At 53.9% G+C, this 19,386-nt stretch carries 18 protein-coding genes, 1 tRNA gene and 1 pseudogene; 10 read left to right on the top strand and 10 right to left on the bottom strand.

Annotated features, from left to right (window positions below):
* Window positions 1–84: 84 nt before the first annotated feature.
* Both lsrK and lsrR read right to left on the bottom strand, forming a co-directional pair.
* On the bottom strand, window positions 85–1,677 hold the full coding sequence (gene lsrK, locus ABIE29_RS08575) for an autoinducer-2 kinase (RefSeq protein WP_429617938.1): 1,593 nt from the start codon (window positions 1,675–1,677) through the stop codon (window positions 85–87).
* Window positions 1,678–1,746: 69 nt separating this feature from the next.
* The gene (gene lsrR, locus ABIE29_RS08580) at window positions 1,747–2,712 is read right to left on the bottom strand and encodes a transcriptional regulator LsrR (protein WP_429617939.1); all 966 of its coding nucleotides are present in this window, start codon (window positions 2,710–2,712) and stop codon (window positions 1,747–1,749) included.
* 250 nt (window positions 2,713–2,962) lie between these two features.
* Here lsrR and lsrF point away from each other — a divergent pair, with 250 nt between their 5' ends.
* The 3 genes from lsrF to ABIE29_RS08595 all read left to right on the top strand — a co-directional run bounded on the left by lsrF (window position 2,963) and on the right by ABIE29_RS08595 (window position 4,500).
* Window positions 2,963–3,838, top strand: coding sequence for a 3-hydroxy-5-phosphonooxypentane-2,4-dione thiolase (gene lsrF / locus ABIE29_RS08585; RefSeq protein WP_429617941.1), 876 nt, complete (start codon window positions 2,963–2,965; stop codon window positions 3,836–3,838).
* A gap of 54 nt (window positions 3,839–3,892) precedes the next feature.
* Window positions 3,893–4,183, top strand: a complete 291-nt coding sequence (gene lsrG, locus ABIE29_RS08590; RefSeq protein ID WP_429617943.1) for a (4S)-4-hydroxy-5-phosphonooxypentane-2,3-dione isomerase — start codon at window positions 3,893–3,895, stop codon at window positions 4,181–4,183.
* A 227-nt stretch (window positions 4,184–4,410) separates the two neighbouring features.
* A tRNA-Ser gene (locus ABIE29_RS08595) sits at window positions 4,411–4,500 on the top strand.
* A 173-nt stretch (window positions 4,501–4,673) separates the two neighbouring features.
* Here ABIE29_RS08595 and ABIE29_RS08600 read toward each other — a convergent pair.
* Window positions 4,674–5,789, bottom strand: a complete 1,116-nt coding sequence (locus tag ABIE29_RS08600) for a diguanylate cyclase (RefSeq protein ID WP_429617945.1) — start codon at window positions 5,787–5,789, stop codon at window positions 4,674–4,676.
* 197 nt (window positions 5,790–5,986) lie between these two features.
* Between ABIE29_RS08600 and ABIE29_RS08605 the strand changes: the two genes are divergently transcribed.
* Together ABIE29_RS08605 and dauA are read left to right on the top strand one after the other, a co-directional pair.
* On the top strand, window positions 5,987–6,472 hold the full coding sequence (locus ABIE29_RS08605) for a heme-degrading domain-containing protein (protein WP_429617947.1): 486 nt from the start codon (window positions 5,987–5,989) through the stop codon (window positions 6,470–6,472).
* Window positions 6,473–6,700: 228 nt separating this feature from the next.
* Entirely contained in the window at window positions 6,701–8,392 is a 1,692-nt protein-coding gene (gene dauA, locus ABIE29_RS08610) for a C4-dicarboxylic acid transporter DauA (protein ID WP_429617949.1), read from the top strand.
* Between the two features lie 86 nt (window positions 8,393–8,478).
* Here the strand turns inward: dauA and kdsA are convergent, their stop codons facing one another.
* Genes kdsA through hemA form a run of 6 tightly spaced genes read right to left on the bottom strand, consistent with a single transcriptional unit; the run spans window position 8,479 to window position 13,808 of the window.
* A complete protein-coding gene (gene kdsA / locus ABIE29_RS08615) occupies window positions 8,479–9,333 on the bottom strand; it encodes a 3-deoxy-8-phosphooctulonate synthase (RefSeq protein WP_429617951.1) in 855 nt (284 codons plus the stop codon).
* 38 nt (window positions 9,334–9,371) lie between these two features.
* Window positions 9,372–10,181 carry an invasion regulator SirB1 gene (gene sirB1, locus ABIE29_RS08620; RefSeq protein ID WP_429617953.1) on the bottom strand — a complete coding sequence of 270 codons (810 nt, stop codon included), beginning with the start codon at window positions 10,179–10,181 and terminating at the stop codon, window positions 9,372–9,374.
* A complete protein-coding gene (locus ABIE29_RS08625) occupies window positions 10,178–10,576 on the bottom strand; it encodes a SirB2 family protein (protein ID WP_429617955.1) in 399 nt (132 codons plus the stop codon). Before ABIE29_RS08625 ends, sirB1 begins: the two co-directional genes overlap by 4 nt.
* Before the next feature lie 18 nt (window positions 10,577–10,594).
* Window positions 10,595–11,428, bottom strand: coding sequence for a peptide chain release factor N(5)-glutamine methyltransferase (gene prmC, locus ABIE29_RS08630; RefSeq protein ID WP_429617957.1), 834 nt, complete (start codon window positions 11,426–11,428; stop codon window positions 10,595–10,597).
* On the bottom strand, window positions 11,428–12,513 hold the full coding sequence (gene prfA / locus ABIE29_RS08635; RefSeq protein ID WP_024528846.1) for a peptide chain release factor 1: 1,086 nt from the start codon (window positions 12,511–12,513) through the stop codon (window positions 11,428–11,430). The genes prmC and prfA overlap by 1 nt, the downstream gene beginning before the upstream one ends.
* Before the next feature lie 32 nt (window positions 12,514–12,545).
* Entirely contained in the window at window positions 12,546–13,808 is a 1,263-nt protein-coding gene (gene hemA / locus ABIE29_RS08640) for a glutamyl-tRNA reductase (RefSeq protein WP_429617959.1), read from the bottom strand.
* A 337-nt stretch (window positions 13,809–14,145) separates the two neighbouring features.
* Here hemA and ABIE29_RS08645 point away from each other — a divergent pair.
* From ABIE29_RS08645 to prs, 4 genes and pseudogenes are all read left to right on the top strand, one after another.
* Window positions 14,146–14,722: pseudogene (locus tag ABIE29_RS08645) on the top strand (autotransporter domain-containing protein); the annotation flags it as partial.
* A gap of 254 nt (window positions 14,723–14,976) precedes the next feature.
* A complete protein-coding gene (gene lolB, locus ABIE29_RS08650) occupies window positions 14,977–15,597 on the top strand; it encodes a lipoprotein insertase outer membrane protein LolB (RefSeq protein ID WP_429617961.1) in 621 nt (206 codons plus the stop codon).
* Window positions 15,597–16,463 (top strand): 4-(cytidine 5'-diphospho)-2-C-methyl-D-erythritol kinase, encoded by an 867-nt coding sequence (gene ispE, locus ABIE29_RS08655; protein WP_429617963.1) that lies wholly within the window; start codon window positions 15,597–15,599, stop codon window positions 16,461–16,463. The genes lolB and ispE overlap by 1 nt, the downstream gene beginning before the upstream one ends.
* Before the next feature lie 171 nt (window positions 16,464–16,634).
* The gene (gene prs, locus ABIE29_RS08660; protein ID WP_002211240.1) at window positions 16,635–17,582 is read left to right on the top strand and encodes a ribose-phosphate diphosphokinase; all 948 of its coding nucleotides are present in this window, start codon (window positions 16,635–16,637) and stop codon (window positions 17,580–17,582) included.
* Between the two features lie 181 nt (window positions 17,583–17,763).
* Here the strand turns inward: prs and ychH are convergent, their stop codons facing one another.
* On the bottom strand, window positions 17,764–18,042 hold the full coding sequence (ychH, locus tag ABIE29_RS08665; protein ID WP_429617967.1) for a stress-induced protein YchH: 279 nt from the start codon (window positions 18,040–18,042) through the stop codon (window positions 17,764–17,766).
* Window positions 18,043–18,408: 366 nt separating this feature from the next.
* Between ychH and pth the strand changes: the two genes are divergently transcribed.
* On the top strand, window positions 18,409–18,999 hold the full coding sequence (gene pth, locus ABIE29_RS08670) for an aminoacyl-tRNA hydrolase (protein WP_429617969.1): 591 nt from the start codon (window positions 18,409–18,411) through the stop codon (window positions 18,997–18,999).
* The last annotated feature ends 387 nt before the right edge of the window (window positions 19,000–19,386 follow it).

Consider the following 19,386-nt stretch of genomic DNA (forward strand, 5'->3'; position numbering starts at 1 on the left):
ATTAGGTTTTTTCCCTAATAGCTCTCAGGCTCTGCCGAAAGGCTGTCCCCCTAAAATATGTGGCGACTTTACGCCCCCCCTCCTCTAAAGGCCGGGAGCCTTCCACATTGACGTCGTCAAACCGTGATCGACCAAACCAAGTTGATCCAGATACACCTCCTGCCATTTTTGACGTGCCTGTTGATAAATCTCGCTGTTTTCTGGATTCGGGACATGTTCCCTATCCCAACGCACCAGGTTCTCCCCCGCATCTGCCAACGACGAATAGACCCCTACCCCCACGCCAGCCGCAATAGCACATCCCAGCGCGGTCGCTTCCTTAACCACCGGGACTCGTACGGTCAGTCCGGTGACATCGGCCAGGATCTGGCTCCAAAGCGTGCCTTTTGAACCGCCACCTGCAAACACCAGTGAATCGGCTTTGACACCTGAGAATTCGGCGATTTGTTGTAGGTTACAGGCCGACACGATAGCCGCATTCTCTTCCAGGGCACGAAACAACGTAGCTTTGTTGCACTTTTCCGGGTCGATCGACAGGTTGATAAATGAGGGAGCGGCGTGATACCAGTTCTTAAAGCGCATGACATCGGAGAAGATGGGCATAACGCCATGAGCACCCGATGGTACCCGCCTGGCCATATCCTCCAGCAAGGCATAGGTATCCACGCCCAGACGTTCACCAATCAGCTTCTCCTCGGCGCAGAAGGCATCACGGAACCAGCGCATGGTCAGCCCGGTAAAAAAGCTGATGGATTCAGCCTGAACCATGCCCGGGATCACATGGGGGTTAATGCGCACATTCATATTGGGATCGGTAACCGGCGCAGGAAGGTTCACCACCTGCTGCCAGAACGTTCCTCCTAATACGGCGGTCTGCGCTGGTCTGACGATGCCTAGACCCACGCATCCCAATTGAACATCACCGCCCCCGACAATCACCGGTGTGCCAGCCCGCAGGCCGGACAGTGCGGCAGCGTTGTCCGTCACTGCCCCCAGCAGCGTTCCCGTCTCTTTTACCGGTGAAAGAATGTCCGAACGCAGACCTGCCATTTCCAACAGGCCTTTTCTCCAGTCTCGCGTGACCAGATCAAGCAACCCGGTAGTCCCGGCATTTGACGGATCGACCGCAAGCTCACCGCTGAGCATATAAGCCAGCCAGTCACTGATCATGGTGACCGCGGCTGCCTGGCGATAGATATCAGGACGGTAGTGTGCCAACCACAGCAGCCGGGGCATTGCGCTGAGTGCCAGCGTCTGCCCTGAACAGCGGTAAACCTCATCTTCAAAAGTATGGTGGTGGATCTCTTTTAACTCGCTGACCTCACGCGTAGCCCGTGCATCTACGTTGGCACATGCCCAGATCGGCTGACCTTCTGCATCATAGATCACAATCCCTTCACGCATTGAACACGCAGCCACGGACACAATCGCCTCCGGCGCAATGGCCGCCATCTTTAACGCCTGCTGGATGCATTGGCAGGTGAGGTGCCAGTTTTTGGCAAGATCGAATTCCATTGAGCCCGGTACATCAGGGACCGCCAAATGTAGCCATTCGGCTTGCCCTACTGAGACTTGATTGCCTTCCAAATCAAAAATTACCGCTCTAATGCTGCCGGTGCCGGCATCCAGAGCCATCAGGTATTGGCCTGATGTGACAGGAGTACAGAGTCGAGCCATGTGTTTGTCCTCGGCTGATGTTGCTTCAAGGTGTGGCAGTGAGACAGTCTGTTACATCGCTAATGACCTTTACTTTCCAATAAGTTTAAGCATTTCTGCCGCCGTGTCCTGATCGGTGACTAACGCGTTGATATAACCGCCCTTCAATGCCGCCACGATCGCCTCGGCTTTTAGTCTTCCCCCCGCTACCCCGACGACGGTAGGTATGGTGGCGAGCGAGCTCAAGCTCAGCCCTATCAATTCTTGATGAATTTGCATATCGGGAATGACTTCGCCGCTGGCATCAAAAAAGTAGCCGAGAATATCGCCAACGGCACCTTTGCGGCCAATCATCAGCTGCTCGCCTTCGGTGATATAGCCAGCGCGTAAGATGGTGGCGGCATCTTTTTGACTCACCGCACCGATCCCAACGACGGCGACATCAGCAGCCTGAGCCGCCAGCAGCACGTCCCTGACGCTATTTTCATCCCGCAGGGTGCGGGCAATATCGGCAGAAGAGGCGCGCAACGGGGCTGGGATCATACTGACGCTGCAGGCGGCATCCAACTGCCCAATCCCGGCCATATAAGGCCCTACCCCCCCGGAAAGCGTAACCAGACGAATTTGCTGCGCAGAAATGAAGCCGTTCAGTCTTTTCAGCGTGCTCATGGTGGCCTCGCCAAACCCCGCCGCCAACAGTTGCCGCGGCTCCAGGGATTCCATCAGCATATGTGCCGCACCGATCCCCAACCTTGCACTGTCGTCAGCCCCGGCCAAGGCGGGCAATATGCGAATGTTTTTCAAGTCAAAATGCTTTTTCAGTGCATCTTCATACTGCAGGCAACCTTCAAAGCGAGAATTAATCTGCACCCAAATGATCCCTGATTGATGCCCTTTCTCCAGCAGACGTGAAACCTTAAGGCGCGTCAGCCCGAGCCGGGCGCTGATCTCACTTTGCGTCAACCCATCGTGATAGTAGAACCAGGCGATACGGGCGACCTGCTCCTCCTCACACATGCCATGTTCGATTATCAATGCACTGTCATTTATCGTCATAAACCCGCTTCTCTTTGAACATTTTTAAATCTTGAACGCAATTGTTCCGCCAGTGCTCAACAATAACCGTGAGTCATGCCACAAATATACACCAAATTTGAACATCGGTTTTTACAGCGGACAAATATTCAAAAAACGTGATCGTAGTGATGGTTTTATCGCCAAAGCCTGACTAAGGTTATGAACAATTAGTTTTCTAAAAAAGATTTGTTCAACTCTATCGCACCGATTTTTTGGAGAGAGTAATACAATGGCTGATTTAGATGACATCAAAGATGGCAAAGACTTCCATATTGACCAACCGCAGCAAAATGCCCTGTTTAGTTTAAAAGGGTGCGGTGCGCTGGATTGGGGCATGCAGTCCCGCCTGGCTCGCATTTTCAATCCCCGCACTAACAGAACCGTGATGCTGGCCTTTGATCACGGCTATTTCCAGGGGCCGACGACCGGGCTGGAGCGTATTGATATCAATATTGCGCCGCTGTTTCAGCATGCAGACGTGTTGATGTGTACCCGGGGTATTCTGCGTAGCGTGATCCCACCTGCCACCAACAAACCCATCGTCCTGCGCGCTTCAGGGGCAAACTCCATTCTGACCGAGTTGAGCAATGAGGCGGTGGCTGTCGCCATGGACGACGCGGTGCGTCTGAATAGCTGCGCCGTCGCCGCACAGGTTTATATCGGCACAGAACATGAACACCAGTCGATTAAAAACATCATCCAACTGATCGATGCGGGTCTGAAAGTCGGTATGCCCACCATGGCGGTGACCGGGGTGGGGAAAGATATGGCGCGCGATCAGCGCTATTTCTCACTGGCCACGCGTATCGCTGCCGAGATGGGGGCGCAAATCATCAAGACTTATTACGTGGATAAAGGATTCGAACGCATTGTGGCCGGTTGCCCGGTCCCCATCGTCATCGCCGGTGGGAAGAAGCTGCCAGAGCGCGAGGCACTGGATATGTGCTTCCAGGCAATCGATCAAGGGGCGTCCGGGGTAGATATGGGGCGAAATATTTTCCAGTCAGAAAGCCCGGTTGCCATGATCAAGGCGGTACACGCCATCGTTCATCAGAACGAGTCGGTAGAACGCGCCTACGAACTATTCCTCAGCGAAAAAGGCTGATGCGGCTGAAATGCAGGCCGATTTTCCAGGCTCGCCCCATCCAAGGAGGCTTTTATGCACGTTACCCTGGTCGAAATTAACGTCCATAACGACAAGGTTGAACGGTTTATCGAAGTGTTTCGTCAAAACCATCTGGGCGCGATCCAGGAAAAGGGCAACCTGCGCTTTGATGTGTTACAGGACCCAGACATCCCCACGCGCTTTTATATTTACGAGGCCTACGCCGATGAGCAGGCCGTAGCTTTCCATAAAACGACCCCGCACTACCAAGCCTGCGTCGAAGAGCTGGAATCGCTGATGACCGGTCCACGTAAAAAGACGGTCTTTATTGGTTTGATGCCCTGAAGGCTTGCCCCACCTTTCTGGTGGGCAAGCCATGAAAGACATCGCCTCGCTGGCGGCCAACGCCTACCCACCAGTGCAGCGCTCAACAAACGTGGCATTCCGGTCTTGATTTACGGCAAAGCGACCACGGCTTAACCACCTGAGCTAAAACCGTAAAAATATTCTTGACCGGTTAGCCGACACTCCCTATAGTAGCGCCCCGTTGCACGGAGTAACGCGCAACATACGGTGAGGTGTCTGAGTGGCTGAAGGAGCACGCCTGGAAAGTGTGTATACGCGAAAGTGTATCGAGGGTTCGAACCCCTCTCTCACCGCCATATTAAAATGAGAAAGCCTGAATTCACGTTCAGGCTTTTTTATTGCATATACCCCAAGCCAGGAGGGGTGAGAAGCCTCGACAGGGTTCGACAAAACGGCAATGTCGCTTCGACCGTGGGGCGCAGTTGCCCCCTAAGCCTGCAAGCCGCTTGAGGGTTGTCTGCCATCTCGCCTAAAGCTTCTTCGCCGCCATAGGGCTAAACCCCTTCCCCAACGGTGATAGCGACATCAAACGGCTGCTGACCACACGGTTTTTACCCTCACGCTTGGCGTCATACAGCGCTTCATCCGTCATCTCTATCGCTTTTTCTACCGACATACCGGCCAGATAGAGCGAGGTCCCAATGGAGATGGTCAACCGGATCACCTCCCCACTCTCGGTAATAAAATCAAATCCTTCCACCCGGCTGCGAATGCGTTCCGCCACGGCCGCAATATGCTGCGGTTCATAGCTGGAAGTGATGACCATAAACTCCTCGCCGCCGTAACGCCCGACAAAGTCCTCAACGCGTACGCAATCTTTCAGAATGGCCCCCACGCTGGCCAACACGCCGTCGCCAGCCAAATGGCCATAGGTGTCATTCACCTGTTTGAAGTTGTCTAAATCCAGCAGCATCAGGCCACAAGACTCCCGTTGGGCATGTTGCAGCATCATTTTGTAATCCACACTGGCTCGGTTGCTGATGTGGGTCAGGCTGTCGGTCGTCGCCTTGTTGCGCATGGAGAAAAAGGCGTGAATATGGCGCTCTTTAAAGCTCAGGGCGTGGTAGCAAATCGCCAGACAAAGCGCCGATGCAACCTGATACAACAGGGTATCCAGCCACAGTTCACGGAAGTTGACCAACGAGCCGACCACGGCAATCCGGTAGAGCGCAATGATGCCGATGGTAAGGTAAAACACCCGGTTCGATTTTTTCCGCCAGACTCCCGATAGCAGCATCGGCAAGATGATCGAACCGATAAACAGATTATCCAGCGTAAAGCCGCCGTTAAAGCCAAAACTCACCAGATAGCACACTATCCCACTGACTGCACCACCGAAAAACAGCACCAGAATCATCGGGATCATGGCAAAGCTGTAGTAAATGTCACCGGTAAGCAACAGCCGAGTCTGATTCAGATACAGCACAGCCAGCCCCGCCAGCACACCAAACAATACCCGTTTCCACAGGGCCGACTGGTAGGAGAAAGGGGCATTTTTGCTAAGCGCAAAGTAGGAAACCGACAGCGTGGCATAGGTGATGCACGCGTCACTGTAAAAAGACGATATCGACGCAATATATGTCATAACTATTCGGCATACTCCAGGATGCGGCAATGTTGTTTTTCGAGTCACTACTGATTATCCAGACGGGTACAGCATGCAGCGCCCCTATGATACTCAAAATGATAATGGCTAGGCGGGTATATATTATTGCCAGGCAATCTATGACCTATCTTCAGTTCAGGATAGTCTGTTATCCATCACACCACGGAGAAAATCTGATGAATATCGATGATGAATTGCAAGCGCTGGTTGCGCAAGAAACGGAGCTCACCTTCCACCATTTCAACCATGCCACCGCCTGGGAGTTGGGGATAGCCCTCAAAAATGCCGCAGAACATCGCCAATTACCCATCGCTATTGAAATCCAGCTGAACGGACAAACGCTGTTTTATTACGCCATGCCAGGGGCAACACCAGACATTGCCGACTGGGTGCGGCGCAAGCGCAACGTGGTCAACCATTTCCAGAAAAGCTCTTATGCCGTGGGTTTACGCCTGCAACAGCGGCAAGTCACGCTGGAGGAAAGATATGGCCTTAGCGTACGCGATTACGCCGCCCACGGCGGTGCATTCCCCATCAACCTGCTCAATGTGGGCTGCGTCGGCTCCATATCCCTTTCTGGCTCCCCGCAGCTCGAAGACCATCATCTGCTGGTCAGCACTCTTGCTCATTTTCTAGGTTTATCCTTGCCCGCAGTACACTAAGCGATAAAAATTGCACTTTTCCCCACATCCACAGCGGGCGATCTGCACAGGCTGGCGCTTGGCGAAAATAATCCGTTGAACAAATATAAATTAATCACAATCCTGATGCCTTGATGCAAATCTAGGTATCGGCGGACAGAAAGGGGTATGGTATCTACCAGCTATTCCGAGACGGACCTCCATGGCCCGCCATTCCGTTCTCTTTTATAGACTTGGTTTGCAACTTAGATGAAAACGCACGAAATCAACGGTATCCGTCCTTTTAGCGCCCTGATAGAAGCCTGCTGGCGTGAGCCCTATTCTCTTCAACGTCTGCTGAAAGATACCATTGCCGGGGTCACCGTCGGCATCATTGCCATTCCGCTGGCGATGGCACTGGCCATTGCCAGCGGCGTTCCCCCACAGTATGGGCTGTATACCGCCGCGATTGCTGGCATCGTGATCGCCGTCAGCGGCGGTTCGCGCTACAGCGTTTCCGGCCCCACCGCAGCGTTTGTGGTGATCCTGTTCCCCGTTTCACAGCAATTTGGGCTCTCTGGCTTATTGATTGCCACCATGCTGTCCGGCGTGTTCCTGCTGATTATGGGGTTAGCGCGGCTAGGCCGCCTGATCGAGTACATTCCACTTTCGGTCACACTTGGGTTTACCTCTGGGATCGCCATCACCATCGCCACCATGCAGGTGAAGGATTTCTTTGGCTTAGGGCTGGCGGAAGTACCGGAAAACTACATCGGCAAGGTCAATGCGCTGTTGCATGCCTTGCCCACCTTAGATTATGGCGACACGCTGATTGGCGCGGTCACCCTGGTGGTCCTGCTGCTGTGGCCGAAGCTGGGGCTGCGTATTCCTGGCCACCTGCCCGCCTTGTTGGCCGGTACCGCGGTGATGGCTATTCTGGCACAGTTCGATCATCAGGTGGCAACCATTGGCTCCCGCTTCAGTTTCGAACTGGCCGACGGCAGCCAGGGCCAAGGCATCCCACCGATCCTGCCGCAGTGGTTGTTACCCTGGCATTTGCCTGCTGGCGACGGCAAACCGACGGAGCTGAGCTGGCAGCTGCTTTCCGCCCTGTTACCAGCAGCATTTTCCATGGCGATGCTTGGGGCAATCGAATCGCTGCTGTGCGCGGTAGTGTTGGATGGCATGACGGGCAAAAAACACCACTCCAACGCCGAACTGATTGGCCAGGGCGCAGGCAACATCATCGCACCATTCTTCGGTGGCATCACCGCGACCGCCGCCATTGCCCGCTCGGCAGCCAACGTGCGTGCAGGGGCGACCTCACCGGTTTCTGCAATCATCCACTCGTTAATGGTACTGCTTGCCTTGCTGGTGCTGGCACCATGGTTGTCCTACTTACCGTTGGCAGCAATGGCTTCGCTGTTGCTATTGGTCGCCTGGAACATGAGTGAGGCACATAAAGTGGTTTATCTGCTGCGCCGGGCGCCGAAAGACGACATTCTGGTGATGCTGCTGTGTATGTCGCTGACGGTACTGTTTGATATGGTGATTGCCATTACCGTTGGCATTGTGCTGGCCTCACTGCTGTTTATGCGCCGAATCGCACGCATGACTCGCCTGAGCGAGCTGAGCACCGATGATGGCCGTCTGGTGTTGCGCGTCAACGGGCCGCTGTTTTTCGCCGCTGCCGAACGCGTGTTCAACGATCTGCTGGTACGCGGTGAAAACTACCGCACCATCGTACTGCAATGGGATGCCGTGCCAGTGCTGGATGCTGGGGGGCTCAACGCGTTGCAACGTTACATCGACGCCCTGCCCGCCGAAAAACAGCTGGTGATCACCGACATCCCGTTCCAGCCGCTAAAAACCCTGGCTCGTGCACGCATGCAGCCAATCGAGGGCAAACTGCATTTCTATCCCACCCTGCCAGAAGCGCTCACCGCGCTGAATGCCCAATAAGCAAAAGGCCCGACAAGTTAATGTCGGGCCTCCAGATTGGCGGGCGCGGCATGCGGCGCCCCTACACAGCGATTTGTCAGCAGCCGTTAGTTGCTGGTATCCAGCTCGGCAAAGCTTTTCACCAGATCGTCGATGGCTTTCATCTGTACCAGGAATGGTTCCAGCTTATCCAGCGGCAACGCCGAAGGACCATCGCATTTGGCATGGCTTGGATCTGGGTGCGCCTCGATAAACAGGCCAGCCAAACCTACCGCCATACCGGCACGAGCCAGCTCGGCAACCTGCGCGCGGCGGCCGCCTGAAGCTGCACCAAACGGATCGCGGGTTTGCAGGGCGTGGGTCACGTCGAAGATCACCGGATGGCCACCGGTCACATTCTTCATCACGTTGATACCCAACATGTCGACCACCAGGTTGTCATAACCAAAGTTGCTGCCACGATCGCACAGGATAACCTGATCGTTGCCGCCTTCTTTGAATTTATCGACAATATTACCCATCTGGCCCGGGCTGACGAACTGCGGTTTCTTGACGTTGATCACCGCACCGGTTTTCGCCATGGCTTCAACCAGGTCGGTCTGGCGTGCCAGGAAGGCGGGCAGCTGGATCACATCAACCACTTCGGAAACTGGCTGCGCCTGTGCGGCTTCGTGTACATCGGTGATCACTTTCACGCCGAAGGTGCTTTTGATTTCCTGGAAGATCTTCATCCCTTCTTCCAGGCCTGGACCACGGTAAGAATGGATAGATGAACGGTTGGCTTTATCAAAAGAGGCTTTGAAAACGTAAGGGATGCCCAGTTTTTGCGTCACGGTGACGTAGTGTTCGCAGATGCGCATCGCCAAATCGCGTGATTCCAGTACGTTCATACCGCCGAACAGTACAAACGGCAGATCGTTCGCTACCTTGATGTCGCCAATGCTGACTACTTTCTGTTCCATGCTTGCACCTTATTGATTAATAAATCGGAATCAGTGAATTAATGCAGCGTGACCTGCTTGAGCTCGATGGCGTGGATTTGAATTTTTATCACTTCACTCACCGGATCTTCAGGGCACTGCTCGACAAAATAGTTGAGATCGGAAATGGCGATATGGTTGCATTCCAACTGGGCATAAATCAAGCCACGGTCGCGGATCTCGTAAGGATCATCTGGGTCAAAACTCAGCACTGCCTCGCTGGCTCGCAACGCAATTTCCATCTGTTTTTCTTCCATCAGCGCGGCTTTCAGCGTATCGAGCATCTTACGCACCACCAGAATATTTTCCGATTCGTCCAGATCGTCATCTTCCAGTTCAGCACCCAGGCCCAGATTACCCTTGAGCCAAACCTGCAACTGATGTTCGTTAAGCGTTTCCCCGTTCAGCGGGTTGACCAGCCACATCTCCTCATCCAGCCAATCGGCACGCATGATCAGCTGAGTGGGGAAAATCACCGGCATCAGCGGCAGGCCCAACTGGTGGGCAATATGCAGGAAAATGGTTCCCAGAGAGACTGGCGTACCCTGGCGGGCTTCCAAAACCTTATCCAGCCAGATGGCGTCAGAGAGCCGATAAACGCCGCTGGCACCACCGAATCCCCAGGTTTTAAAAAATAATTCGATGAGCGCTTCCAACTGCTGATCCTGGTTGAGCTCGCCCGGGATGGTTGCACGCGCTTCTTCAGTCAACTGCTGTAACTTGCGTTCAACTTCCACCACCGGAAAATCCCGCCGGATGATCTTTGATACCAGGATCACCCCCTCACTCAGTGAGGAAGTGTTAAATTCGAAATCGGCAATGCTGCTCATAGGTATCCCATCAAGAACGGTATTTTGGTCGTGGCAAGTGTAACGATCAGATACAGACAGCCCAGTGCCAGAACGAATGCCAAGGTGCGAATGTTCCAGCTTGGCGTCTTCTTGCCCAATGCGACATAGCCCAACAGGATATAGATAATAACGCCAAACAACTTCTCGGTCAGCCACGAGTCCATACCAAGCAGTGGGTAAAGTTTGAACATCACCACCAGGGCAATACCGGTGGCAAACAGCACCGTGTCATTAATATGCGGTGTGATCTTTACCCAGCGTTTGTTGATCATCGGCGATGCACGCCACTTCCAGAAGAAACGCAGTACAAACAACGTAATGCTGATGGCTACCGTTAATAAATGTAGATGTTTTAGCGCCATGTAAGCGGCCATAGTGGTTTCCTTGGTTTCTTATAGTGGTTTTTGGCCCAGAGTCACACGATCGTTGCCGCCATAGTCGCGATGCGTTGCCACCGCGATAAACCCCTCAGCATTCAACAACGTACGTACATTTTCACCCTGTTGCCAACCGTGCTCAAGCAGCAGCCAACCCTGTGGCTCTAAATAATCGGCGGCCTGCTGCACGATCGCCGCCAGATCGGCCAGACCCTGTTCGGCGGCCACCAGCGCACTACCGGGTTCAAAGCGGACATCGCCCTGTACAAGGTGAGGATCGGCTTCATCAATATAGGGAGGATTACTGGCGATCAGCGCAAACTTTTGCCCGGCCACCGGGGTAAACCAGTTCCCTTGCAAAAAGCGTGTATTGTTAATCGCCAGCTTTTGCGCGTTATGCTGCGCCAGTGCCACGGCTTCCGGTTGCAGATCGATGCCGGTAAGCTGGCAGTCTGGCCGTTCGCTGGCTAACGCCAGAGCAATCGCGCCGGTGCCGGTGCCAAGATCCAGAATGGCACACGGTGCCGCTGGCAAACGCTCCAGGGCCAATTCCACCAAACATTCGGTATCCGGACGCGGGATCAGCGTAGCAGGCGAAACCGACAGCGGGAGCGACCAGAACTCACGTTCACCAACCAGATACGCCACCGGTTCCCCGCGTTCACGGCGAGCCAGCAATAGCGTTAACTGCTCAACCTGCTCCGCCGTCAGTGGGGTTTCGCCAAATGCCAACAAATAGGTTCTGGCCCGGCCGGTCACGAAACCCAACAGGATCTCCGCATCACGTTTGGCGCTGTCACTGTGCGTCAGGCGTAAGGTCGCGGTTTTCAGCCAGGTCTGATAATCCATTACTCAGGCTCGGCAGAGAGTGCAGCCAACTGATCGGCCTGGTATTCCTGCACGATTGGTTGGATTAGCATATCCAGCTTGCCTTCCATCACCTCATCCAGACGGTACAGCGTCAGGTTGATGCGGTGGTCGGTCACGCGCCCCTGCGGGAAGTTATAGGTGCGGTTACGATCGGAACGATCGCCGGTGCCCAGCAGGTTGCGGCGGGTAGAAGCCTCTGCCAACTGGCGTTTTGCCATCTCTGCCGCGCGGATACGTGCCCCAAGCACCGACATCGCTTTGGCTTTGTTCTTGTGCTGTGAACGTTCGTCCTGGCATTCGACCACAATGCCGGTTGGCAAGTGGGTAATACGGATCGCCGAATCGGTGGTGTTAACGTGCTGGCCACCGGCCCCGGAGGAACGGAAGGTATCGATTTTCAGATCGCCCGCGTTGATTTCTGGCAGCTCCGCCTCTGGCACCGCTGGCATCACCGCCACCGTGCAGGCAGAGGTATGAATACGACCCTGGGATTCGGTTTCCGGCACGCGCTGAACGCGGTGACCGCCGGATTCAAACTTCAGTTGACCGTAAACGCCGTCGCCAGACACTTTGGCAATCACTTCTTTGTAACCGCCGTGTTCACCCACGTTTTCGCTCATGATCTCAACCCGCCAGCGGCGAGTTTCAGCGTAACGGCTATACATACGGAACAGATCGCCAGCAAAAATAGCCGCCTCGTCGCCACCGGTTCCGGCACGCACTTCCAGGAAGCAGTCACGCTCATCGTCCGGATCCTTCGGCAGCAATAGCACCTGCAGCTGCTGTTCCAGCTCTTCCGTCGCCGCTTTGGCCTGTTTCAACTCTTCCTGCGCCATTTCACGCATTTCCGGATCGTCCAGCATCATTTCAGCCGTGGCAAGATCGTCCTGCACCTGACGCCATTCCAGAAAACAACGGCTGACATCAGTCAACTGCGCATATTCGCGCGACAGACCACGGAACCGATCCTGATCGGCAATAACACCGGCATCGCCAAGCAACGCCTGAACTTCTTCATGGCGCTCTTGTAACGCTTCCAGTTTGGCAACAATAGAAGGCTTCATGCGTGGTTTTAAACCCTGTTAATAAAAGAGAACTAATGCTGATCCAGCCCGAGGCTGTCGCGTAAAATGTGCAACCGCTCCATGTCGCCGTCGCCGGCGGCCTGCTGGAGGGATTTGGTAGGGGCATGAATAAGACGATTGGTTAATCTGTGGGCCAGCTCATGGATCACCTGCTCCACGTTAGCGCCTTGAGCAATGGCTGCCAGTGCTTTTGACTCCATTTCCGCCCGGATCTGATCGGCCTGCGAACGGTAGTCTCTGATGGTATCTGTCGCGCCCTGTGAGCGCAGCCAGGTCATGAAATTGCTGCTTTCCTGCTGCACAATGGTCTCGGCCTGTACGGCCGCCGCCTGCCGTTGCGCCATATTGCTCTGAATAATGGCTTGCAGGTCATCCACGGTGTAAAGATAGGCGTTCGCCAGTTTGCCCACTTCCGGCTCGATATCGCGCGGAACGGCAATATCCACCAGCAACATGGGCTGGTTACGGCGCGCTTTCAATGCCCGCTCGACCATGCCTTTGCCGATGATGGGCAACGGGCTGGCGGTGGAGCTGATAATGATATCGGCATCTGCCAGACGTGCATCGATCTCCGGCAATGAGATCACCTCTGCCCCCACCTCTTGCGCCAATACCTGAGCGCGTTCACGGGTGCGGTTAGCGATCATCATATGCTGCACTTTATGCTCGCGCAGATGGCGGGCGACCAACTCGATCGTTTCCCCAGCACCAACCAACAGCACATTCAGTTCGGCAAGGGATTCAAAGATTTGACGCGCCAGCGCACAGGCGGCGAAGGCAACGGATACCGCGCTGGCACCGATTTCGGTTTCAGTGCGTACACGCTTGGCAACGGAGAAGGATTTCTGGAACAGGCGCTCCAGCTCTCCGGAAAGTGACTGGCCACGCTGGGATTCGGCAAAGGCTTTCTTTACCTGCCCGAGGATCTGGGGTTCACCCAGTACCAAAGAGTCTAACCCGCTGGCAACGCGCATCAGGTGGCTGACGGCCTCGTCGCCATGGTGCCAATACAGGCTCTTGCGCACGTCTTCCGGACGCAGATGGTGATAATCACATAACCAGGCTACCAGCTGTTCATGCAGATGATCCTGCTGCTCCACGCTGAGGTACAGCTCGGTACGGTTACAGGTAGACAGCACAACGCCGCCCTGCACCAATGGCTGTTGCAGCAAGCTATTCAGCGCCTTGTCGATCGACTCTGGGGAGAAGGTCACCCGTTCTCGCAGAGAAACCGGAGCGGTCTTGTGATTAATACCTAACGCCAGAAGGGTCATTGCTTCGAGTAATACTTCTCTTGGTACGGGTTCTCGTTGATCGGCATTCTACTTGATGCGCGACATCAATTAAAGTGACAACCGCATCTTCCGGCCAATCGCTGGTATTGCCGAGACAAATAAGTCAGCAGGACAAAACTCGGTATGTTTCAAACTCATTAGAAACCGCAGGGGGAAAACGCTGAAATGCCATGCCAACCCTTGCAGACTCCCCCCTTTCAGCCTGCCTGGCGACATCCTTCGTATCCCGGCCGCTTAATATTACACATCACTGATAGTCGCGATACGTTACGGTTTATCTTGTTTTAATTGCATTTTTTTCGACAGGTTCTCATAAAAAACCGTGGACGACGCCGATATCTACGCCGCTTACCTGTTCAACGATGACGAATACCTGCCTGGTACCGGCCTGCGCTACAAGCGTAAGGGCGGCGGTTCACTCGGTGTGGGTTATCACCTGAGCAAAGATTTGACCTGGGGCACCGCCTGGAACTACACCAGCGCCGAGATGCGCAACCCCAATAACGACGACAGCAAAGACTACAATCAGAACATGTTAGGTACTGCGCTGAACTGGAAACCGGACAACTGGACACTCAGCTTCGGCGGTGGCTGGTATGACAATTTCCTGACTACCAAGAAAAAACAGGTTAATGACTATTTCGCTGGGGATGCCTGGGGGATTGAATATTTCGCCGGTTATAGCTTCCCGGTAGGCGAATACGCGGTGAAATCCATCATGCCTTACTTTACTGCAGTACATCACTGGCCGCGATTACCAGCGTATTGATAATGGCTTGGGCATCTCCTGCCAGTTCGACTACGGTTTGCGCGCCGACGTTAAACACGTGCTGACATCCAGCACCGATAATCTGGGCGATATGACGGTTGTGCGTTTGCGTTACGATTTCTGATCCACCAAAGTGCGCCCTTAAATGGAGCGCTCAGACGGCAGACTCACTCTGTAGTGGGCGTCGCATACTGCGCCCACAGATTTCCAGCCCAAAAAGCTTTGCCATCGTTTACAATCCTCCACATGCCAGACGCCACCCTTGCTGCACGGCTTTTGCGCCATTGTATTATTGACGTTACGCCACTCGCCCGTTAGCGTGGTGGCAGAAATGCTAACCCGCACCGCCCCGCAAGGACAAAAGGACAACAAAACGATATGCCTATCCGCAAAGTCAGTTTGCTTCGCCTGATCCCATTAGCCAGCCTGGTGTTGACGGCCTGTACCCTCACCAAGCCAGGCCCGGCCACCAACCCGACTTCTCCGCAATGGCTCGCTCATGAGCAAGCGGTGCAACAGCTTGAGCAGTATCAGACCCGGGGCGCTTTCGCCTACCTAACCGAACAGAAGAAAGTCTACGCCCGCTTCTTCTGGCAACAATACACGCCCGATCGCTACCGCCTGCTGCTGACCAACCCGCTTGGCAGCACCGAGCTGGAGCTGAACGTGCAAAAAAGCGTGGTGCAGCTCACCGATAACCAGGGTAAACGCTATGTCAGCGACAACCCGGAAGAGATGATCCACAAGCTGACCGGTATGCAGATCCCACTGGATAACCTGCGCCAATGGATGCTTGGCCTGCCAGGGCAAGCCACCGATTTCAGCCTCGACTCCCAGTACCGCCTGAACAAGCTGACCTACAAACAGGGCGATCTGACCTGGGTCGTCACCTATCAGGACTACAACACCGATCTAAAAATCCCGTTACCGAGCCGCCTTGAACTGCAACAGGGCGATCAACGCATCAAGCTGAAAATGGATAACTGGACGCTCAAGTGATGATCCGTCAATGGCCCTCCCCGGCAAAGCTGAACCTGTTTCTCTATATCACCGGCCGTCGTGCAGACGGCTACCATCAGTTGCAAACGCTGTTCCAGTTTCTGGATTACGGCGATACGCTGACCATCGTTCCCCGCCAGGATGAACAAATCCAGTTGCTAACGCCCGTAGAAGGGGTGCCAGACGAGCAGAACCTGATTGTCCGGGCCGCCCGTCTGTTACAGCAACATTGCACAACCCACGCCATTACCACCCTTCCCCGTGGGGCAGATATCAGTATCGACAAGCGCTTGCCGATGGGCGGCGGCCTTGGCGGCGGCTCATCCAACGCGGCGACGGTACTGGTCGCGCTGAATGAACTTTGGCAATGTGGCCTGAGCGACGATCAATTGGCCGATATGGGGCTAACTCTCGGTGCCGATGTCCCGGTATTTGTGCGCGGCCATGCGGCATTTGCCGAAGGGATCGGCGAGCAGCTACAGCCGGCAAATCCGGCAGAAAAGTGGTATTTGGTCGCTCATCCCGGTGTCAGCATCCCCACACCGGTGATTTTTGCCGATGCAGAATTAAAAAGAGACACCCCGGTTCGCCCCCTGAGCGCCCTATTACAGGCGCCTTACGCAAATGATTGCGAACCGATCGCAAGAAAACGTTTTCGCGAGGTTGAACAGCTTCTTTCATGGCTGTTACAATACGCGCCGTCACGCCTGACTGGCACAGGTGCTTGTGTGTTTGCAGAATTCGACTCCGAGCCCGCCGCTCTTCAGGTGTTAAATCAAGCCCCGGCCTGGTTGCGTGGATTTGTAGCGCGTGGCGTTAACGTCTCACCACTACATCGCATCCGTTCCGGGCAGTTTGAGCCGTAGCTCAACGTGTCGTTGCGCAGGGTCGTCTACCTGGCCCTGTCATCTCTGCGCTGCTCTGCAGTTCAAGTTAGTTTTACACACCCGTATGTATATTGCGTCGGCGTCGCCAACTGCCCCTTGGCGAAGACCGTATGACAATATCTTCTCTGGACGCATGCTGAGGTTCTTCTCGTGCCTGATATGAAGCTTTTTGCTGGTAACGCCACCCCGGAACTAGCACAACGTATTGCCAACCGTTTGTACACCAGCCTTGGTGACGCCGCTGTGGGTCGTTTTAGCGACGGCGAAGTGAGCGTGCAAATCAACGAAAATGTACGCGGCGGTGATATTTTCATCATCCAGTCCACCTGTGCCCCCACCAACGACAACCTGATGGAACTGGTTGTTATGGTTGATGCCCTGCGTCGCGCCTCCGCAGGTCGTATTACTGCTGTAATTCCTTACTTCGGCTATGCCCGTCAGGATCGCCGCGTGCGTTCTGCGCGTGTGCCAATCACTGCCAAAGTTGTTGCCGACTTCCTCTCCAGCGTAGGGGTTGACCGCGTATTGACAGTCGATCTGCATGCCGAGCAGATCCAAGGCTTCTTCGATGTTCCGGTAGATAACGTATTCGGTAGCCCGATCCTGCTGGAAGACATGCTGCAACAGAACCTGGAAAACCCGATCGTGGTTTCCCCAGACATCGGTGGTGTTGTGCGCGCCCGCGCGATCGCCAAACTGCTTAACGATACCGACATGGCCATCATCGATAAACGTCGCCCTCGCGCAAACGTTTCTCAGGTGATGCATATTATCGGTGACGTGGCAGGCCGTGACTGCGTGCTGGTCGATGACATGATCGATACCGGTGGTACCTTGTGTAAAGCAGCCGAAGCGTTGAAAGAACGCGGTGCCAAGCGCGTATTTGCCTACGCCACGCACCCGATCTTCTCCGGTAACGCCGTAGATAACATCAGGAACTCGGTGATTGATGAAGTGATCGTCTGTGACACTATCCCACTGTCAGCAGAAATCAAGGCGTTGAAAAACGTTCGTACTCTGACCTTGTCCGGTATGTTGGCTGAAGCTATCCGCCGTATCAGCAATGAAGAGTCAATTTCCGCGATGTTTGAACATTAATCCCTTCTCTGGCGCGGTTTACCTCCACTGCGCCAGGCTGTTCGGGTGAACATCCCAGAAAACAAAAAACCCGTTGCTGCTTGCGCTTCAACGGGTTTTTTACGGGATGTGGGACATAACCTTAAACCTTATACGACCAGGCTCCCTTGCCTTTGTTCGCCAGATCATTGGTTGCGGTTAATCAATGTGACGGGCGGCGCGGGTTGTTTTGGCAGCGTTTGTCAAAGTGTTTTACCCACCAATAACGATCTGCTACCCGCTCGCGGCCACCAATACGTGCACCGGCCAACCACAACAAGGCGCCAATAAAGATACTCATGATGGCGCCGTGGGCAAAGAACTGCGGCAAATTGAACTGTGATACTTCAGCCAGGATGGAGTATCCCACCCCGCCAACCATCACCACCATACCCATTCCCATTAAAACGTTGCCAATGATCTCGGCGTTTTTACGTTTCATATGCCACCTCCAAAGTGCCATGTGCCAATAGAGGGAAAACCCTAACTCGTTATCCCACTTTGATTAGTTAAGTATAGTCATTAATTCAGCATGGGTATTGCGTGGCCGATCACAAATGGCGACAAAAGGCTGACAATTCTTTACGTTATGTTAAAAGTTAGCGAGATAACTGAATTATTTTACTAATGTATTATTCAGTTTTCAGCTATTCAGGAGGGAGGGTGCCAGATTTTTGTCATTCAGCACGCAGGCAGGTACACTAACGGCCTATAAATTTCGAGCTGTGCCGCTGTGAATCCTTGGGCGATCGCAACTTGGCAGGCAACGGGCACGCCCTTTCCATTTTTCTAGCATAGTGAATCTCTTGTGAGCAGTATCAAACTGATTGTTGGCCTGGCCAACCCGGGCGCAGAGTATGCCCAGACACGGCACAATGCCGGCGCATGGTATGTTGACCTACTGGCGCAACGCCACAACCAACCGTTGAAGGAAGAGAGTAAGTTCTTCGGTTACACCGCACGCCTGAATTTGGCCGGTAACGACGTTCGGCTGCTGGTTCCTACCACCTTTATGAATCTGAGTGGTAAAGCCGTTGGCGCCTTGGCTACCTTCTACCGCATTTTGCCGGAAGAGATCCTGGTAGCCCACGACGAGTTGGATCTGCCACCAGGGGTGGCGAAGCTCAAATTAGGCGGCAGCAACGGTGGCCACAACGGCCTCAAGGATATCCAGAGCAAGCTGGGCAATAACCCGAACTTTTATCGCTTGCGCCTTGGCATCGGCCACCCTGGTGATAAAAACAAGGTGGTAGGCTTTGTGCTGGGTAAACCGCCAGCATCAGAACAAACGCTGATTGATGATGCTATCGATGAGTCGCTGCGTTGCACAGAGATCTTGCTGAAGGATGGTATGACTAAAGCCATGAATCGTTTGCATGCGTTTAAAGCGACTAGCTAGACGGTTAGGCCAAGTAATGGATTTTCACTTGCTTGGCCTCCTGCTACTTATCGGGCAATAGCGGCACAGTTTACGAGTACAGCATGGCTGCACACTGTCTTGTATAGCAACATCAACGACATCCAACGTAGTTTTCTTTTTCAAGTCCTCACTTCCAGTGAAAAAAGGCCGCTCAATCAGGCTTTTCCTCCGCTCGTTCCGGAAATGAATAATGAAAGCAATAACCGAGAGTAATAATAAAATAGGTGCAGAAAGCACATCAATTCCATTCATGGAATAAATCCCTCCTTGAATTCAAATAGCAAAATGAATAACCCGCGGATAATAACTTAAAAAAATACGCTCAACAACACTTGCAGATAAATTTATCGCCAACCACCTCAAGCT

This window comes from Serratia sp. 2723 (genome assembly GCF_050434425.1).
Classification (GTDB): Bacteria; Pseudomonadota; Gammaproteobacteria; order Enterobacterales; family Enterobacteriaceae; genus Chania.

What these genes read in the sequence shown, in the direction of transcription:
- lsrK (WP_429617938.1), bottom strand. Translation starts at nt 1,677, where the DNA reads ATGGCTCGACTCTGTACTCCTGTCACATCAGGCCAATACCTGATGGCT.
- lsrR (WP_429617939.1), bottom strand. Translation starts at nt 2,712, where the DNA reads ATGACGATAAATGACAGTGCATTGATAATCGAACATGGCATGTGTGAG.
- lsrF (WP_429617941.1), top strand. Translation starts at nt 2,963, where the DNA reads ATGGCTGATTTAGATGACATCAAAGATGGCAAAGACTTCCATATTGAC.
- lsrG (WP_429617943.1), top strand. Translation starts at nt 3,893, where the DNA reads ATGCACGTTACCCTGGTCGAAATTAACGTCCATAACGACAAGGTTGAA.
- ABIE29_RS08600 (WP_429617945.1), bottom strand. Translation starts at nt 5,789, where the DNA reads ATGACATATATTGCGTCGATATCGTCTTTTTACAGTGACGCGTGCATC.
- ABIE29_RS08605 (WP_429617947.1), top strand. Translation starts at nt 5,987, where the DNA reads ATGAATATCGATGATGAATTGCAAGCGCTGGTTGCGCAAGAAACGGAG.
- dauA (WP_429617949.1), top strand. Translation starts at nt 6,701, where the DNA reads ATGAAAACGCACGAAATCAACGGTATCCGTCCTTTTAGCGCCCTGATA.
- kdsA (WP_429617951.1), bottom strand. Translation starts at nt 9,333, where the DNA reads ATGGAACAGAAAGTAGTCAGCATTGGCGACATCAAGGTAGCGAACGAT.
- sirB1 (WP_429617953.1), bottom strand. Translation starts at nt 10,181, where the DNA reads ATGAGCAGCATTGCCGATTTCGAATTTAACACTTCCTCACTGAGTGAG.
- ABIE29_RS08625 (WP_429617955.1), bottom strand. Translation starts at nt 10,576, where the DNA reads ATGGCCGCTTACATGGCGCTAAAACATCTACATTTATTAACGGTAGCC.
- prmC (WP_429617957.1), bottom strand. Translation starts at nt 11,428, where the DNA reads ATGGATTATCAGACCTGGCTGAAAACCGCGACCTTACGCCTGACGCAC.
- prfA (WP_024528846.1), bottom strand. Translation starts at nt 12,513, where the DNA reads ATGAAGCCTTCTATTGTTGCCAAACTGGAAGCGTTACAAGAGCGCCAT.
- hemA (WP_429617959.1), bottom strand. Translation starts at nt 13,808, where the DNA reads ATGACCCTTCTGGCGTTAGGTATTAATCACAAGACCGCTCCGGTTTCT.
- lolB (WP_429617961.1), top strand. Translation starts at nt 14,977, where the DNA reads ATGCCTATCCGCAAAGTCAGTTTGCTTCGCCTGATCCCATTAGCCAGC.
- ispE (WP_429617963.1), top strand. Translation starts at nt 15,597, where the DNA reads ATGATCCGTCAATGGCCCTCCCCGGCAAAGCTGAACCTGTTTCTCTAT.
- ychH (WP_429617967.1), bottom strand. Translation starts at nt 18,042, where the DNA reads ATGAAACGTAAAAACGCCGAGATCATTGGCAACGTTTTAATGGGAATG.